Below are 16,402 nucleotides of genomic sequence, written 5' to 3'. Positions count from 1 at the left end.
CCGAAGCCGAATAGCGCGTCGCCGTCGTCGCCGAGGAACGCGACAGCATCCGTGCCGAAGCCGAGTCAGCCTCAGCCTTGTGAAACCGCCGGCCCAAACGCCCCCGGCTGGTGGCCGACCGAGCTGACCCGCTGCATTTCGACGGTAGCGCGGCTGGTCGCGGCACAAGGGTCGGCATTGTCGCGGACCCATGTGCCTGTAAGGAATTCGGTGGGGTTGGGTCCCGCATCGGACTGGAACAACTCCCAATGAAATGTCGCGTTGGTGTGCGGCTCGTTCGATCCAACGTAGCAGGGATAAGGCTTGTTGTAGCCGGTCCGCCATGCCCCGCCTTCGAGCACGAGCAGCGGAGAAAAGATGGCGCGCGGATCTGCGCGAGGATCTGCCTGTGTCGTTGCGGCACAGCGGTCGCCGCTGCGCACGCAGATAGTGTCGTATCGTTGCCGGATCTTGTCCGGCGGTGGGGGATTGAGAACATCCGGTGTCGCGGTGTAGGTGATGGTCACGTCGTAGGTGCCGCTGATCAGCGCGATGGGCAGGGTATCGACGCGAGCGGGGATGGTTTCGGGCGGGACGACGGCGACATTCGGGTCGATCTCGCCGAGGCGGGAAAGCGTCATCCCTTCCTCTTGGATGTATGCGCAGGGCCCGCCGGCGAAGTCGAAGTAGGTTCCGGTCCACGACGGGGCGCCGAATCGGAATTGGACTCTCTGCCATGCCGGGACGTTTTGGGGCTCGCTGGTGATCGGACTTTCGCAATCGGTATCGGGCTGGGGCGATAGCTCTCTTGTCATCATCCACGTGCCGTCGCGATAGTCTGCGACGAACTGGGCCGGGGCTTTCTCCGGCTCGGACGGGTTCTGGCTGGTTATCGAGGCTACGCAGCGTTCGCTGTGCGGTGGGCAGTGCGATCGAACCGACCACACCTTGGTACTCTGGGGCCGGTCGACGGGCTTCCCGTTCATAGTCCGGGGCGTGTAGGTGACCTCGTACTTGCCGTCGAAGGCGGGCCCGGGCTTCGAGCTGTGGGTTAGCCGCCAAAGTCCCGCCACCATCGCCGTGGCGATCAGCACGGCAACCACGGCCACCGCTACACGGATGACGGGCCGTTTACGTCGCGGCGGTGCGGGGCCGTCTCGTCGGATCCGCACCGATTCGGATCTGGGGGTGGTTCTGGTGGTACTTCCGGTGATAGCTGCGGCGCCGGTGGTGAGGGCGTGGTCGGCGGCGGCGGCCAGTTCTCCGGCGGTCGGGTAGCGGTCGTCCGGGCTTTTCGCCATGCCCCGGGCGACGACGTCGTCGAACCCGCCCGGCAGGTCGGGTCGCCGCAGGCTCGGTGCAGGGGGGTCGGCCGTCAGGTGTGCCGCGATCTGTTGCTCCGCGCTGTTGCCCAGGTAGGGTGGGATTCCGGTCAGGCATTCGCACAACACGCAGGTGAGGGCATACACGTCGGATCGGGCGTCGGCGACGCCGGTAGTGAATCGCTCCGGAGCCATATAGGCCAAAGTTCCGATCATCGCGCTGGCGCTGGTCATCGCGGTATCGTCGGCCGCGCGGGCGATGCCGAAGTCGATCAAATACACGAAGCCGCTGTCGGTGACCAGCAGGTTGGATGGTTTGACGTCGCGGTGCACCAAACTTTGGGCGTGTGCCGCATCCAGCGCCGCCGCGGCTTGGGTGATCACCGCAACCGCCATCTGTGGCTTCATAGCACCATCGCGGTTGAGCACGGTTTTCGCGTCGGCGCCGTCGATCAGGCGCATGTCCAGGTAGAGGTGGCCATCGATTTCGCCGTAGCCGTGGATCGGGACCACATGTGGTTCGCGCAGTTGGGCGGTTTCGTGAGCCTCGCGTCGGAATCGTTTCCGGAAGCTGGGATCGGTGGCGCAGTGTTCGGGCAGCAATTTGACCGCCACAATGCGGTCGGTGACGGTGTCGTAGGCCCGCCATACCTGGCCCATGCCGCCCTCACCGATCATCTCCTGCAACCGGTAGCGGCCGAACGCTATGCCGTTCACCGACCACCTCCCGCAAGGATGGATCGCGTTTGCTATGAAGGATTCGCATCGTGAAAAGGTCGCATATCGATCATATCGGCCCCGACCGCATCACTGTGTGGGCAAGGCGATCCCGTACAGGATCTATGTGTGGTCGCCAATACCGGCCGGGTCGATGTCGGTACCGCTCACGACACCGCCGCGTTCGCGATACTCCTACCGCCCCAAGGGTCAAGTGCGCTCGCACACTCGCAAGGCAGTATCGAAGCGCAAGGCTCCGGTGAGCTCACCGTGACGGACTGGCAGCAGCACACCAAGCAGCAAACCGATCTCATCGAAGGTCTACGGAAAAAGGTTGCGGCAGCCGAACGATGCCGAGACGACTTCCGGGCAATCATCAACGACCAGCGGCTCCATTTTCAACCTTCAGCAAGCCGAATTACCGCAGCTCGAAATAACCATTCGCTCATTTCCGGCACGAAGTGCCGGAAATGCCATGAATAGCCGAGGTCAGCCTCGATCTTTCGTCCGGCGGTCGTGTCGGCCTGATCGGGTTCGGATTCCGGATTCGACCGAGATTTCCTTTGTCTGGCGTGGTCGTCCTGCACCGCCAGCTTCCGACGCGGCGCGCGCTGCTCTACGCCGCCGAACTGCGCTTCCCCGGTGACACGCGCACCGAGGAGCGCGAGCAGCGGGTCGATGAGGTCCTCGACGAGCTCGGCTTGGCGCGGCACGCCGATACCCGCATCGATAGGCTCTCGGGCGGGCAGCGCAAACGCGTGAGCGTCGCACTGGAGTTGCTGACCAAACCGTCCCTGTTGTTTCTCGACGAACCGACCTCCGGCCTCGACCCCGGCCTGGACAAAACGGTCATGGAAATGCTGTCCGAACTGGCGCACGACGGGCGGACCGTCATCGTCGTTACGCACAGCGTGGCGAATCTTGATTTCTGCGACCGCCTGCTGGTCCTGGTGCCCGGCGGTCGGCTGGCCTATTACGGGCCGCCCGCGGAGGGGCTGCAGCAGTTCGCACAGCGCACCTGGGCTGAGGTGTTCCAGGCATTCGAGCGCGAGGCCGACCGCGACTGGGCCGATGAGTTCCGGACTTCGCCACGCTTCGAGCAGTACGTGGCGGTCGGATTGACCGACGATGTCGGCCCAGCGGAAGTGCACCCACCGGCGCCGCCGCCCGCGCCGCAGTCCAAGCTCAGCCAGCTCAGTAGGTTGTGCCGGCGATATCTGGCGGTGATTGCCTCGGACCGAAGTTATTTGGCGCTCCTCGGTGTGATGCCCCTGCTTCTCGGTGGCTTGATCGCTGCAGTGCCGTCGGGCGAGGGGTTCACCGGGACGCCGGGAACCAATACCGATGCCCCGACCAAGCTCATGATTTTGGCATTCGCCGCGTGCTTCGTCGGCACCGGCAACGCGATTCGCGAAATCGTCAAGGAGCAGACGATCTACCGCAGAGAACGCGCGGCAGGCCTGTCAGCGGGGGTCTATCTGATGTCGAAACTGCTGGTCCTGGGCGTGATCACCACCCTTCAGGCGGCGGTGTTGGTCTTGATCGGCACCATTGGCGTGAATATGCCGCCCAGGGGGATTTTCACGGCAGTCGAGGTGGAGCTGATTCTGGCGATGGCGATGCTCGGCATCGCATCGCTGGCATTGGGCTTGCTGGTGTCGGTGTCGGTGAACACCTCGGAGAAGACACTGCCGCTGCTGATTGTGCTGTCGATGGCACAACTGGTGCTCACGGGCGGGCTGGTGCGGCTCCCCGGCACACCCGGCCTGCAGCAACTGTCCTACCTATCGCCATCCCGTTGGGGGTTCGGCGCGGGAGCCGCCACCCTCGACCTCGACACCCTCTCACCGCACACGGGCGGACCCGACCCGCTGTGGGAACACACCCTCGGCACATGGCTGGTCGACATGGGAGTCGTCGCCGGCCTAGGGGCCGCCTTCCTCGCGCTGGCCTGGTACCGCCTGTACCAGCTGCGTCCACGGCGCCGCGGTGCCCGCCGCGCGAGGCTTTGACGCCCAGCGACGCGAACCGGCGGCTCGTCGACTGGCTGGTTTCCGCAGGTCAACCGCGCTTAGGTTAGGGCTTCAAGCAATCGTTGGACCGCTTGGCGGTGACGCGATGGTAGACACGGCGGATGCCCGCACAAACGCCATCGGGAGCAATTCCGACTTCGACATTCGACCCCGATCCCGACCCTGTCCCCGAGGTGGTGGCGTGGCATCCCGATCACACCTATCCGCTCGACGAGAACGGCCACGCCGACCGCCAAGCCGCGATCCGGCTCGAGCGGATCGGCCGCATGCGCGACTGCGCCATAGGCGTCGCGGGTGAGGGTGGCCGGCAGCGCGGCATAGACACGAGGCACGTATTCGGCGAACGTCGGCGCCGAGGGCCGAGTGCGCAGACCTTTGAGGTCCTCGGGGGACACCCCGAGGCTTCGCAGCACCGTCATGGCGGTGGCGATCTTCTCACGACGGCGCCGACCCCGTAGAAGGTGGTGGTCTTACGGGATTCGCTGACTCCGGCCAAGGGTGGCGGAGTCTGGTTCGGGGTGGGCGGTGTGCATGGACCGGGCCCGTTACCATCAGGAAAACTAGCGGGATCACCGACCGGAGTACGTCAGAAGACTCGGCTGTCCCCATTCGTCTCGAAGCCGCTGATCAGAGAGGCAGAGGGTAGGGGTTTCGGCGGCGTATAGACACCTGGGCAGGGGTGAATTCGCAACGACTTCGCGTCACTCTTCCGTTACTGTCCAGCACGAAGCGTCTCGGTCGCTTAGATTGCCAAACGGGTGGTGACACCCGGGTTTCTCGAATCCGAAATGTGGAGGGCTGCTGTGTCTGTTCGATCGGTTCTTGGCAGGCGCGCCCTGCAGGCGATGTGCGTTGTCTCAGGCGGCGTGCTGGTGCTATCGGGCTGTAGTAATTCCGAAGACAACACGCCCGCGGTGGCGAAGGTGAGCGGCGTCAACAAGGTCGACGCGATCGCCGCGCAGCTTCCGGACAAGATCAAGCAGTCGGGCAAGCTGGTCGTCGGAGTGAACGTGCCCTACCAGCCCAACGAGTACAAGGATCCCAGCGGCAAGATCGTCGGATTCGACGTCGACCTGATGGATGCGGTGGCCGCGACCCTCGGCATCAAGGCCGACTACGTCGAATCCTCCTTCGAGAAAATCATTCCCGCAATCCAGGCCGGTACCTACGACGTCGGTATGTCCTCGATCACCGACTCGAAGGAACGCGAGCAGAGCGTCGACTTCACCACCTACTTCAGGGCGGGCAGCCAGTGGGCCCAGCAGAAGGGCAAGCCGGTCGACCCGGACAACGCCTGCGGCAAAAAGGTCGCCGTCCAGGCCACGACGGTCCAGGACACCGACGAGATCCCGAAGCGCAGCGACAAGTGCGTCGCCGAGGGTAAGCCCGCGATCGACAAGAAGTCCTTCGACGAGCAGAGCGCGGCGACCAACGCCCTGGTGCTCGGCCAGGTCGACGCCATGTCGGCGGACTCCCCGGTGACGGCGTACGGCATCAAGAAGAGCGACGGCAAGATCGAGGCCGCCGGTACGGTCTTCGACTCCGCGCCCTACGGCTGGGCCCTCCCCAAGGGCTCGCCGCTGGGCAAGGCACTGCAGGCGGCGGTGCAGAACCTGATCGACAACGGCAAGTACCTGGAGATCACCAAAAACTGGGGTGTACAGGAAGGCGCGATCACCAAGTCGGTCATCAACGGCGCCGAGAGCTGATCGATGACGTCACAGGACACGTCGGCGCCCGGTGGTAACACCGGGCCCGGCGGGGCAGCAGCCTCATCGGAGCCGCAGCCGATCAAGGCGGTACCGCTGCGCAGACCCGGCCGGTGGATCGCCGCGGCGCTCATCCTCGCGCTGGTCGGGCTGTTCGTTTACGGCGCCGCGACGAACCCCGCGTACGCGTGGAACACGTACGCGAAGTACCTATTCGACAGCCGGATCGCCGCCGGGGCGTTGGTCACCCTCGAACTGACCGTGCTGGCGATGGCCATCGCCGTCGCGCTCGGCACAGTGCTCGCCGTCATGCGACTGTCGCCGAACCCGGTGCTGCGCTCGGCGGCATGGGTATATCTCTGGATCTTCCGTGGCACACCGATTTTTGTGCAGTTGGTGTTCTGGGGGCTGTTTCCGTCGCTGTACAAGCAGATCGCGCTCGGCATCCCGTTCGGGCCGGAGTTCGTGAAGCTGGATGTGCAGGGGCTGCAGGCCGCGTTCACCTTCGCGGTGATCGGGCTCGGGCTCAACGAGGCCGCGTACATGGCCGAAATCGTCCGTGCCGGAATCAATTCCGTCGGCGAGGGACAGCGCGAAGCCTCGACCGCGCTCGGCATGTCCTGGTCACAGACGATGCGCAGGACGGTGCTGCCGCAGGCCATGCGGGTGATCATTCCGCCGACCGGCAACGAGCTCATCGGCATGCTCAAGACCACGTCACTGGTCACCGCGATCCCGCTCAGTACCGACCTGTACGGGCGCGCCCGCGATATCTATGGTGTGAACTTCCAGCCGATTCCGCTGCTGCTGGTCACCGCGACCTGGTACCTCGCTGTCACCAGCGTGCTGATGGTGGGACAGTTCTACCTGGAGCGCTACTACTCGCGGGGCGCCTCGCGCACGTTGACCACCAAGCAATTGCAGGAACTGGCCGACGCCCAGACGATTGTGAAGGCGAAATGACCGACGGCGCCGAAACCGAAAAGGCCGCTGAAACCGACACTGCCGCCGATACGACTGCCGCCGCCGAAAAGACGTCTCGGCTACCGATGATCGTCGCCGATCGGGTGTGCAAGAACTTCGGCGCGTTGCAGGTGCTCAAGGGCATCTCGCTGCAGGTCGGCCGCGGCGAGGTGCTGTGTCTGATCGGCCCTTCGGGGTCGGGCAAGTCGACTTTTCTGCGTTGCATCAACCACTTGGAGCAGGTCAACGCGGGTCGGCTGTATGTGGACGGCGACCTCATCGGCTACCGGGAGAAGGGCGACAAGCTCTACGAACTGCACCCGCGTGAGGCGGCCAAGCAGCGCCGCGATATCGGCATGGTGTTCCAGCACTTCAATCTGTTCCCGCACCGGACGGCGCTGGAGAACATCATCGAGGCGCCCACCCAGGTGAAGAAGATGCGCAAGGCCGATGCGGTGGCCCGCGCGCACGAACTGTTGGACCGAGTCGGCATGGGGGACAAGGCGAATGCCTATCCCGCGCAGCTGTCCGGCGGTCAGCAGCAGCGCGTCGCGATCGCCAGGGCGCTGGCGATGGATCCGAAGCTGATGCTGTTCGACGAGCCGACCTCGGCACTCGACCCGGAGTTGGTCGGCGAGGTGCTCGGGACCATGCGAGAGCTGGCCGCCTCCGGCATGACCATGGTGGTCGTCACGCACGAGATGGGTTTCGCGCGCGAGGTCGCCGACCAGTTGGTGTTCATGGACGCCGGCGTCGTGGTCGAGGCAGGCAGGCCACGCGAGGTGCTGGCCAACCCGCAGGAGGAACGCACCAAGGCTTTCCTGTCGCGGCTGCTATAGTGCCGCAATGATTCTCGGAGCCTGCGGCGGCTGCTAGGGGGTCTTTGTTCCGGCGAGCGCGATCCGGAGCTGGCCTAGTAGGACCTTGGCGGCAGGGCTGCCCGGTCGGTCGCGCCGCCAGGCGAGCGCTAGGTGGCCGTGCAGTTCCGGTTCGGTGATCGGCAACACCCGCACTCCGAATGCCGCGGCCTCTGTCGCTGTCAGCGCAGGCACCACCGCGATGCCGAGGCCGCGGGCGGCCAGTCGCAGCAGCAGGGCCGGCGCGGCGGCTTCGAATTCGATCTCGGGCTCGAATCCCGCTGCGGCGCAAGCGCGGTCGAGCACACCGCGAATGCCGGTGCCGCGCGGTAGGCAGATCAATGGCTGGTCGCGCAGGTCTGCGAGCGGGCATCTCGGTGCGGTCCGGTGCGTCGAGCGCGACGGCCGCGTCGACCGGGGTGTCGAGCACGACGTCGGTTCCGATATCGGCGTCGATATCGGCGCCCGTCAATCCGATCGGTGCGATATCCAGCTCGCCGTGCCGCACCGCGGCCAGCATCCGCTCGGAGGTGTCCTCGGTCAGGCTGATGCCGACCTGTGGAGGATCGTCGTGGAAATCGGACAGTGCCTGCCCTTCAAAGGGGCATCGCGAGTCGCCTCGACAGGTACTCCGCAATGCCGGACCCGCCAACCCCAACGTCCTCTCCACCGCCACCGACTGCCCAACCGCCGCGACCCCATGCCTCCCAACCACGCGCACCGGCAAGCTGCCGCCCCATCACCCCGCACCGTCGTCTGCTATCGTTGTGATATCACTTTGATACTTCGGAGGTAGTCATGAAGTTTCGGGCCGCATTCCATCTCAACGGCTTTCTGGTGCTGTTGTCCTGGCTGGTGCTCACCATCCTGTTCGGCGGCGGCGCCATCTTGGGCTACGTGGCGGCAGGGAAGGGCGACAATGTGCCCGCGCTGATAGGTGCGATCGTCGCGACCGTCATCGTGGTTGTGCTGCTCCTGTTGGCGACCGGATTGACGGTGGTCAATCCGAACGAGGCGAAGGTGGTGCAGTTCTTCGGTCGCTACATCGGCTCGGTGAGTGAACCGGGCTTCTTCTCGGTGGTGCCGCTGTCGGATCGCCGCAGTATCTCGTTGCGGGTGCGCAACTTCGAGACGCAGAAGCTGAAGGTCAATGATGCCGACGGTAACCCGGTCGAGATCGCCGCGGTGGTGGTCTATCGCGTAATCGACAGTTTCAAGGCCGCCTTTGCCGTCGACGACTACGAGGAGTACGTGGAAACCCAGTCCGAGGCGGCGGTTCGGCACCTGGCGACCACGCATCCCTACGACGCGCACGACGATGACCGCACCAGCCTGCGCGACGGCGCCGAAGTGGCCGAGGAGCTGACCGTCGAACTGCGCGAACGCACCGAGTTGGCCGGCATCGAGGTGCTCGAGGCTCGGATCACGCACCTCGCTTACGCGCCGGAGATCGCCCAGGCCATGCTCGTTCGCCAGCAGGCCGCGCAAGTGGTTGCCGCTCGCACCCGCATTGTCGAGGGCGCCGTCGGCATGGTCGGTCTCGCCCTGGGCAAGCTCGCCGAGCAGGGTGTGGTCGAACTCGACGAGGAACGAAAGGCCACCATGGTCTCCAACCTCTTGGTTGTGCTCTGCGGTGACCGCGCCATCCAGCCGGTGGTCAATACCGGATCCATCTACTCCTGAGCCGCGCTGATGGCCGAACGTAAGAAGCTACTGCTCCGCCTCGACCCGGCAGTGCACGACGCCATCGCCAAATGGGCGGCCGACGACCTGCGCAGCATCAACGCCCAAATCGAGTACGCCCTGCGGCGCGCGCTGGAAGATGCGGGCCGAAAACCGAAATGATCCGAACAGGGTCCCGTCACCGATGTCGTTGCGAAAGACCGGAACCGACTGGTGGCGGGACCCTTTCGTGTGTGCTGGTTCCCGGCGTTCGACGGGGCGGCTGAGCGGGCTGCCAGCCTGAGCGAGGTGACCGGTTAGGGATGGTCGAGGCGTGGAGCGTCGGTTGTGAGCTCATCGAGTAATCGGACACTGTCGGTGTACAGCGCTCGCTGCGCATCGAGGTCGTAGGACGCGATCGATGAGCGTCGTTCGTCACGTCCGGCGAAGTAGCGGCCGGTTAGATCGGCGACCGCGGGATCGGTGACCAGCCAGGCGAGATCGGCGCCGGATTTGCGGGGCGTATTCACCCCCGGCAGTGCGAACAATGCCCGGGCGGCCGTGCGCCACAGCAGCCGTGCCGCCCGACCCGCGCCCCTGGCCAGCCCGGTGCCCGGCATCAGACCCGGATCGAATGCGTTGACCGTGATCCCTCGCGGCTCGAGCTGCCTGGCCAGTTCATAAGTGGTTTGCAGGTTGGCCAGCTTCGAGGTGCTGTATCGACGCCTGCCGTCGCGCTGTTCGGATTCGGTCGCCGTCGGTGGGTAGGCGAGTTCGCGCGCACCGGCGGTCAGGGGGTGCGGCATTCCCGTGAATTGGTCGGGATCGTGGGTTCCGGAACTGACGAACACGATGCGTGCCGGTGCGGTCAGCTCGTCGAGCAGCGCCAGGACCAGCGCGAGGTGCCCCAGGTGATTGACGCCGAAGGTGGCTTCCACGCCGTCGGCGGTGTAGCTGCGCCGCGTGAACTGCAGCCCGGCATTGCAGACCAGTGCGCGCAAGGGCGGCAGTCCGGCATTGCGCAATTCGGCCGCGAAACGGGCTACGGATGCGAGCGAGCCGAGGTCGAGTGCGGCCCCGCGCGTGCCGATCGCGGTCGCGTGGTCGTGCGCCCGATCGGCGTCGCGTCCGGTGACGATGACGGTCCATCGCGGGTCTGCGGCGAGTGTGCGCGCGCATTCGCGGCCGAGTCCGCTTGTCCCGCCGGTAATCACGGCGGTTCTGTCACTCGTTGCCATATGGCAGAGTCTGCCATATGACGCGTTGTGTGACAATAGCCGGATGTCGTTGCGGGACAGGAAGAAGGAACGGACCAGGCGGGCGATCGGCGACGCCGCGCTGCGGCTGTTCGTCGAGCGCGGTTTCGATGCGGTGACCGTGGCCGATATCGCCGCCGAAGCCGATGTGGGAACTCGCACCCTGCACCGCTACTACGCGAGCAAGGACGAGTTGCTCTTCGCCGAGGACGACGACCATCGGGAAGAACTGGCCGAACTACTGCGGGAGCGCCCGGCGGGCGAAGCCCCGGAGGTGACGCTGGCCGCGGTGATCGGCCCGATGGTCGAACGATTCGCCGATCGGCTTGCCGACGCCCGCGCACGGGAAGCGCTGATCGCGGGGAATCCGGCCCTGCAGGCCAGGGAACTCGCCAAGCGCAATGCCGTCGAATCGCTCGTTGCCGAGCACCTCGCGCATCCGATGGGCGTCGAGGTCGGCGTTGACGTGCGGCCGCTGCTGTGGGCCAAAGTCGGGATGGCCTGCTTCTTCTCCGGCTACCAGATCTGGCTGAGCACCGGCGGCGACCTGGGCGCGCACATCGCGGCCGCGCGCGCCGCACTGCTGACCGAATTCGGTAGGCCGACGAGCGCCGCGCCTGCCGCAAACTGAACTCCAGCCGCGCAGCGCGGCGCCAAATGCCGGGTATCTGCCGGTGTAGGAGGCAGTATCAGGACGTTCGGTCAGCGATTCCAACGGCGGGAGTGATGATGCAGGGCACTGTCAAATGGTTCAATGCGGACAAAGGATTCGGCTTCATCGCTCCGGATGACGGAGGGCCGGATGTCTTCGTCCACTTCAGCGCTATCGCCGATAGCGGCTTCCGAAGCCTGAACGACGACCAGCGGGTCGAGTTCGATGTCACGCAGGGCCAGAAGGGCGCGCAGGCGGAAAACGTACGGCCGCTCTGAGGTGCTTCGGGGCCTGTGTGTCGCCGGCGGATCTAGGAATCCCTGGCGGCGCATAGGCTTTCGGTTACTCGGGTTTGCGGGTGACGAAGATGGCGGTGCCGGGGAAGAGTTCGCCGCGCAGCGGACTCCATTGGCCCCATTCGCGGTCGAGCCGCTCGGGCCAATCGGGTTCCACGATGTCCTCGATGATCAGTCCCGCGGCGACGATCTCGCGGACGCGGTCGCCGATGGTGCGGTGGTGTTCGACGTAGGTGGCCGCGCCGTCGCCGTCGACCTCGACGTAGGGTGTGCGGTCGAAGTAGGGGATCGAGGCGGTCAAACCGGCGGGGCCGGGGTCGTCGGGGAAGATCCAGCGCATGGGGTGATTGACCGAGAACACCCAGCGGCCGCCGGGGCGCAGCACTCGGGCGACTTCGCGCATCACCTGGGCGGAATCGGCGACGAAGGGGATGGCGCCGAAGGCCGAGCAGGCCAAGTCGAAGGCGGCGTCGGCGAAGGGCAGCGATTCGGCGCCGGCCTGGACGAGGGGAACCTGGGGTCCGCCGCGCGCCATCGCGGCCAGGCCGCGTTCGAGCATGCCCATCGACAGGTCCAAGCCGACCGGGAGCGCGCCCTGACCGGCCAACCAGCGCGAACAAGGCGCCGATCCGCAGCCGATCTCGAGGATCCGCTTGCCCGCGACCGCGCCGAGGAAATGCATGTCGCCCTCGTGCAGGCCCTCCGGGCACCAGACGAATTCGCCGTCGGGCGAGTCGACGCCGAGAAAATCGGCGTGGGTTTCGTGATACTGGGTGGCGTCGGCGTCCCACCAGCGCCTGCTGGCCTGCTGGCTCGCCGCCGAGCCGATCCGGGTGCGCGCGGTCCCGGCTGTCCCCAGCAGTGTGTTTGCTAGCGCATGGCGATCTTCCGACACTCGGTCAGCCTAGTCCGGCGTGGCGTCAGCACTGGTTTGCCCGGCCGGACCAAGGTCGCGTACGCTGAACGCGCGAGTGTCTTGTGTACTGCCGTACCGGTGTCCGAATGCGGGGTGCCGAAGTGTCCTGTACAGGGTACTGAAGTAGCCGGTGCGGTAACAGAGCACCCGCGCTGAGTTTCACAAGCTTTGCCGTGCGGTACGTTCATCATGTCCGTCACGTCGCGTCATCGCGGTGAGTTCGCAGCGTACCGAAAGTTCCAATGTCCGCAACCGACCACAATCCGTCCGGAGCAAACCGACATATGCCCACCACCGTCACCTCGCCGCAGGTAGCCGTCAACGACATCGGCTCCGCCGAGGATTTCCTCGCCGCCATCGACGCCACGATCAAGTACTTCAACGACGGCGACATCGTCGAAGGAACCATCGTCAAGGTCGACCGCGACGAGGTCCTGCTCGACATCGGTTACAAAACCGAAGGCGTCATCCCTTCCCGCGAGCTCTCCATCAAGCACGATGTCGACCCGAACGAGGTCGTTTCCGTGGGTGATGAGGTCGAGGCCCTCGTTCTCACCAAGGAGGACAAGGAAGGCCGCCTGATCCTGTCGAAGAAGCGGGCTCAGTACGAGCGCGCGTGGGGCACCATCGAGGAGCTCAAGGAGAAGGACGAGGCCGTCAAGGGCACGGTCATCGAGGTAGTCAAGGGCGGCCTGATCCTGGACATCGGCCTGCGTGGCTTCCTCCCCGCCTCGCTCGTCGAGATGCGTCGCGTCCGCGACCTCCAGCCGTACGTCGGCAAGGAGATCGAAGCCAAGATCATCGAGCTGGACAAGAACCGCAACAACGTGGTCCTGTCCCGCCGCGCGTGGCTCGAGCAGACCCAGTCCGAGGTCCGCAGCGAGTTCCTGCACCAGCTGCAGAAGGGCCAGGTCCGCAAGGGTGTGGTCTCCTCGATCGTCAACTTCGGTGCCTTCGTGGACCTGGGTGGCGTCGACGGCCTGGTGCACGTCTCCGAGCTGTCCTGGAAGCACATCGACCACCCGTCCGAGGTTGTCGAGGTCGGCAACGAGGTCACCGTCGAGGTTCTCGACGTCGACCTGGACCGCGAGCGGGTTTCGCTGTCGCTCAAGGCGACTCAGGAAGACCCGTGGCGTCAGTTCGCCCGCACCCACGCGATCGGCCAGATCGTTCCGGGCAAGGTCACCAAGCTGGTTCCGTTCGGCGCGTTCGTGCGCGTCGAAGAGGGCATCGAGGGCCTGGTGCACATCTCCGAGTTGGCCGAGCGCCACGTGGAGGTCCCGGACCAGGTTGTCGCGGTCGGCGACGACGCGATGGTCAAGGTCATCGACATCGACCTGGAGCGGCGCCGGATCTCGCTGAGCCTCAAGCAGGCCAACGAGGACTACCACGCCGAGTTCGACCCGTCGAAGTACGGCATGGCCGACAGCTACGACGACCAGGGCAACTACATCTTCCCCGAGGGCTTCGATTCCGAAACCAACGACTGGATCGAAGGCTTCGACAAGCAGCGCGAAGAGTGGGAAGGCCGCTACGCCGAGGCGGAGCGTCGCCACAAGATGCACACCGCGCAGATGGAGAAGATGGCGGCCGACGCCGCGGCCGAGGCCGCGAACGGTGGCGGCTCGTCGAACTACTCCTCCGAGAGCGGTTCGCAGTCTTCCTCCAGCCCGGCCGAGTCCGCCGTCGGTTCGCTGGCGAGCGACGCCCAACTCGCGGCTCTGCGGGAGAAGCTCTCCGGCAACGCCTGATTCGGGTAGACACACGCACGAAGGCCCCGGTCCGTATGGACCGGGGCCTTCGGCCTCTGTGGGGTGGGTGGCCGGTCTTTTCGGTGGGCGGAGTGTGAGAGGAGCCGGACGGTGTTCGACAGTGTGAGGCACGACCGGTGACCGGTGTTGCCACCACCGTGGCGAAGCTGGCGCCCATCGCGCTGGGGTTCGGGGCCGGGGTGGTGTTCGCACGGCGCAAGATCATCGGGGCAGAGACCGCTGCGGCCACTCGCGCGCCCTTGGGGCGGGTCGCTGCGTCCAGTCGGACGGATGACCAACTTACCGGTAGGGTCAGCGCGGGCAGTCAGCACTCTGCTCGATCGAGCTCGGCAGAAAGGCCGTAACCCCACAATGTGTGCATCGGGTCCGTTCAGCGGTCTCAACCGCAGGCAATTCCTGGCCAAGGCCGCGGCGGCGGGCGCCGCGGGGGCACTGGCCTCCTGGGCCAACCCGATCATCGAGCGCGCCTACGCCGCCGATCCGGCGGGGACCGGCGGCCTCGGCGATATCGAGCACTTTGTGTTGCTCATGCAGGAAAACCGTTCGTTCGACCACTATTTCGGCACCATGTCCGGCGTGCGCGGCTTCAGTGAGGCGTCCGCGGCCTGGCAGCAGTACGGCTGGACACCCGGCGTCGGGCCGACCCCCGACGGCTACGTGAACCCGTTCCGGCTCGACACCACCCGCGGCGCGACCCTGGACGGCGAGTGCGTCAACGATCCGGACCACACCTGGGCCGGCATGCACCGGGCCTGGAACGGCGGCAAGAACGACCAGTGGATGCCGATGTCGGTGGCCAGCGTCGGCGCGGCCAACGCGCCCGCGGCTATGGGTTACTACCTGCGCGAGGACATTCCGATCCACCACGAGCTGGCGGACGCGTTCACCCTCTGCGACAACTATCACTGCTCGGTGCTCGGTCCCACCGACCCGAACCGGTTGTACTGGATCAGCGCCACCATCGACCCGGACGGCCGAGCGGGCGGGCCGCTGGTGGAAACACCGACCCTGATCCCGCAGCACGTGTACAGCTGGCGGACCTACCCCGAGAACCTCTCCGAGGCCGGGGTCAGCTGGAAGGTCTACAACAATCGTGATGTCGGCCCGCTGTCATCGGTGCTCCTCGACGGCATGCTCGGCTGCTTCACCCAATCCTCCGACCAGAATTCCGAGTTGGCGCGCCGCGGCCTTGCCCCGGTGTACCCCAACGACTTCCAGGCCGATGTCGCCAACGACACGCTTCCCGCCGTGTCCTGGGTGATCCCGTCGCTGATCAACTGCGAACATCCCGCGCTACCCGCCGCCTTCGGCGCTTTCGGCATCGTCAAGCTGCTGGATATCCTGACCTCGAACCCGATGGTGTGGGAGAAGACGGCGCTGATCATCAGCTATGACGAGAACGGCGGCTTCTTCGATCACGTCGCCCCGCCGACGGCGCCGCCGGGCACACCGGGCGAGTTCCTGACCGTGCCGCTGGCTCAGGTGAAGTCGTCGAACGGCATCAGCGGCCCCATCGGACTGGGCTATCGCGTTCCGGGACTGGTGATTTCGCCCTACAGCCGCGGCGGCCTTGTCGCCTCGGAGACCTTCGACCACACCTCACAGTTGCGCCTGCTGGAGACCCGGTTCGGGGTGGAGGTGCCGAATCTGACGCCGTGGCGGCGCAGCGTTACCGGCGATATGACTTCGACGTTCGATTTCGGCTCGAAGCCGAATTCGGCGAAACCGATCCTCACCGATCCGAAACCGAAAATGGATGCCGCAATCGCGCAATGTGGCCCGAATGTCGCATTGGGCATGGCGACCGCGGGCGCTCCATATCCGGTGCCGCCGAATGCGATGCCGCAGCAGCAATCGGGCAGCCGGCGCAGGCCGAGCGGCCTCGTCTAGGAGGACATGGAGGTGGCCCAGCCCCGATCCGGCCGGGCCACTGGAGAAGTCGAGGTCAGCTGGCGGTGGCAGGTGCCCAATACGCGGCGGCCATGGCAGAGCGTTTTCGCATAGCGGCGAAGCTGTGCCGGGCGGGGTTGGTCAACGCGGTGAACCATGAGCGGCGGTGCTCGGTGAGCGCGGCCGCGACGGCGGGGATCCGGATGCAATGCATTCCACCCGCCATACCCAGGCGGTGGCGACCCGTCTGGTTGTTTCTGGTGCCCAATAGTGTTCCTTTGTTTGCTGGTACTGGCCTGCATCGCCACGGCGAAGATTAGCCGAACGAAAGGGCGAGTCAGAGTATTTTGCGTAAGCAATTGCCTCGGCGTGTCGGAA

Annotated in this window: 17 protein-coding genes; 12 read left to right on the top strand and 5 right to left on the bottom strand. The window is 65.7% G+C overall.

Annotated elements, in window-relative coordinates:
* Positions 1-71 precede the first annotated feature (71 nt).
* Positions 72-2,018, bottom strand: coding sequence for a serine/threonine-protein kinase (locus ACV7NQ_RS02190; RefSeq protein WP_463358052.1), 1,947 nt, complete (start codon positions 2,016-2,018; stop codon positions 72-74).
* Between the two features lie 129 nt (positions 2,019-2,147).
* Here ACV7NQ_RS02190 and ACV7NQ_RS02185 point away from each other — a divergent pair, with 129 nt between their 5' ends.
* From ACV7NQ_RS02185 to ACV7NQ_RS02160, 6 genes are all read left to right on the top strand, one after another.
* The gene (locus tag ACV7NQ_RS02185; RefSeq protein ID WP_463358051.1) at positions 2,148-2,501 is read left to right on the top strand and encodes a hypothetical protein; all 354 of its coding nucleotides are present in this window, start codon (positions 2,148-2,150) and stop codon (positions 2,499-2,501) included.
* An 89-nt stretch (positions 2,502-2,590) separates the two neighbouring features.
* The gene (locus tag ACV7NQ_RS02180) at positions 2,591-4,030 is read left to right on the top strand and encodes an ABC transporter permease (protein ID WP_463365499.1); all 1,440 of its coding nucleotides are present in this window, start codon (positions 2,591-2,593) and stop codon (positions 4,028-4,030) included.
* Positions 4,031-4,152: 122 nt separating this feature from the next.
* Complete coding sequence (locus ACV7NQ_RS02175; RefSeq protein ID WP_463358050.1) at positions 4,153-4,509, top strand: hypothetical protein; 357 nt, start codon at positions 4,153-4,155, stop codon at positions 4,507-4,509.
* A 387-nt stretch (positions 4,510-4,896) separates the two neighbouring features.
* Positions 4,897-5,760: an ABC transporter substrate-binding protein gene (locus ACV7NQ_RS02170; RefSeq protein WP_463365498.1), complete on the top strand. Its 864-nt coding sequence runs from the start codon at positions 4,897-4,899 to the stop codon at positions 5,758-5,760.
* 3 nt (positions 5,761-5,763) lie between these two features.
* Positions 5,764-6,723, top strand: a complete 960-nt coding sequence (locus ACV7NQ_RS02165; RefSeq protein WP_463358049.1) for an amino acid ABC transporter permease — start codon at positions 5,764-5,766, stop codon at positions 6,721-6,723.
* An 86-nt stretch (positions 6,724-6,809) separates the two neighbouring features.
* Entirely contained in the window at positions 6,810-7,562 is a 753-nt protein-coding gene (locus ACV7NQ_RS02160; protein WP_463365497.1) for an amino acid ABC transporter ATP-binding protein, read from the top strand.
* A gap of 33 nt (positions 7,563-7,595) precedes the next feature.
* Here the strand turns inward: ACV7NQ_RS02160 and ACV7NQ_RS02155 are convergent, their stop codons facing one another.
* The gene (locus tag ACV7NQ_RS02155; protein ID WP_463358048.1) at positions 7,596-7,922 is read right to left on the bottom strand and encodes a LysR substrate-binding domain-containing protein; all 327 of its coding nucleotides are present in this window, start codon (positions 7,920-7,922) and stop codon (positions 7,596-7,598) included.
* Between the two features lie 456 nt (positions 7,923-8,378).
* On the opposite strand from ACV7NQ_RS02155, the gene ACV7NQ_RS02150 reads away from it, so the two are divergent.
* Together ACV7NQ_RS02150 and ACV7NQ_RS02145 are read left to right on the top strand one after the other, a co-directional pair.
* The gene (locus ACV7NQ_RS02150) at positions 8,379-9,263 is read left to right on the top strand and encodes an SPFH domain-containing protein (RefSeq protein WP_463358047.1); all 885 of its coding nucleotides are present in this window, start codon (positions 8,379-8,381) and stop codon (positions 9,261-9,263) included.
* A 9-nt stretch (positions 9,264-9,272) separates the two neighbouring features.
* Complete coding sequence (locus tag ACV7NQ_RS02145; RefSeq protein ID WP_463358046.1) at positions 9,273-9,425, top strand: type II toxin-antitoxin system antitoxin; 153 nt, start codon at positions 9,273-9,275, stop codon at positions 9,423-9,425.
* 134 nt (positions 9,426-9,559) lie between these two features.
* Here ACV7NQ_RS02145 and ACV7NQ_RS02140 read toward each other — a convergent pair whose 3' ends face one another.
* Positions 9,560-10,480 carry an SDR family NAD(P)-dependent oxidoreductase gene (locus ACV7NQ_RS02140; protein ID WP_463358045.1) on the bottom strand — a complete coding sequence of 307 codons (921 nt, stop codon included), beginning with the start codon at positions 10,478-10,480 and terminating at the stop codon, positions 9,560-9,562.
* A 43-nt stretch (positions 10,481-10,523) separates the two neighbouring features.
* On the opposite strand from ACV7NQ_RS02140, the gene ACV7NQ_RS02135 reads away from it, so the two are divergent.
* The gene (locus ACV7NQ_RS02135) at positions 10,524-11,129 is read left to right on the top strand and encodes a TetR family transcriptional regulator (protein ID WP_463358044.1); all 606 of its coding nucleotides are present in this window, start codon (positions 10,524-10,526) and stop codon (positions 11,127-11,129) included.
* A 95-nt stretch (positions 11,130-11,224) separates the two neighbouring features.
* On the top strand, positions 11,225-11,428 hold the full coding sequence (locus ACV7NQ_RS02130; protein ID WP_463358043.1) for a cold-shock protein: 204 nt from the start codon (positions 11,225-11,227) through the stop codon (positions 11,426-11,428).
* Between the two features lie 64 nt (positions 11,429-11,492).
* Here ACV7NQ_RS02130 and ACV7NQ_RS02125 read toward each other — a convergent pair whose 3' ends face one another.
* The gene (locus tag ACV7NQ_RS02125) at positions 11,493-12,341 is read right to left on the bottom strand and encodes a class I SAM-dependent methyltransferase (protein ID WP_463358042.1); all 849 of its coding nucleotides are present in this window, start codon (positions 12,339-12,341) and stop codon (positions 11,493-11,495) included.
* A gap of 305 nt (positions 12,342-12,646) precedes the next feature.
* Between ACV7NQ_RS02125 and rpsA the strand changes: the two genes are divergently transcribed.
* The gene (gene rpsA / locus ACV7NQ_RS02120; RefSeq protein ID WP_463358041.1) at positions 12,647-14,113 is read left to right on the top strand and encodes a 30S ribosomal protein S1; all 1,467 of its coding nucleotides are present in this window, start codon (positions 12,647-12,649) and stop codon (positions 14,111-14,113) included.
* Between the two features lie 372 nt (positions 14,114-14,485).
* Positions 14,486-16,024 (top strand): phospholipase C, encoded by a 1,539-nt coding sequence (locus tag ACV7NQ_RS02115; protein ID WP_463358040.1) that lies wholly within the window; start codon positions 14,486-14,488, stop codon positions 16,022-16,024.
* Positions 16,025-16,079: 55 nt separating this feature from the next.
* On the opposite strand, the gene ACV7NQ_RS02110 is transcribed toward ACV7NQ_RS02115, so the two are convergent.
* A complete protein-coding gene (locus tag ACV7NQ_RS02110; RefSeq protein WP_463366090.1) occupies positions 16,080-16,292 on the bottom strand; it encodes a hypothetical protein in 213 nt (70 codons plus the stop codon).
* Positions 16,293-16,402 lie beyond the last annotated feature (110 nt).

The organism is Nocardia sp. Tas62D01, assembly GCF_055232035.1.
The sequence above is the reverse complement of the archived record's forward strand: the minus strand, read 5'-3'. Positions and strand labels throughout refer to the sequence as shown.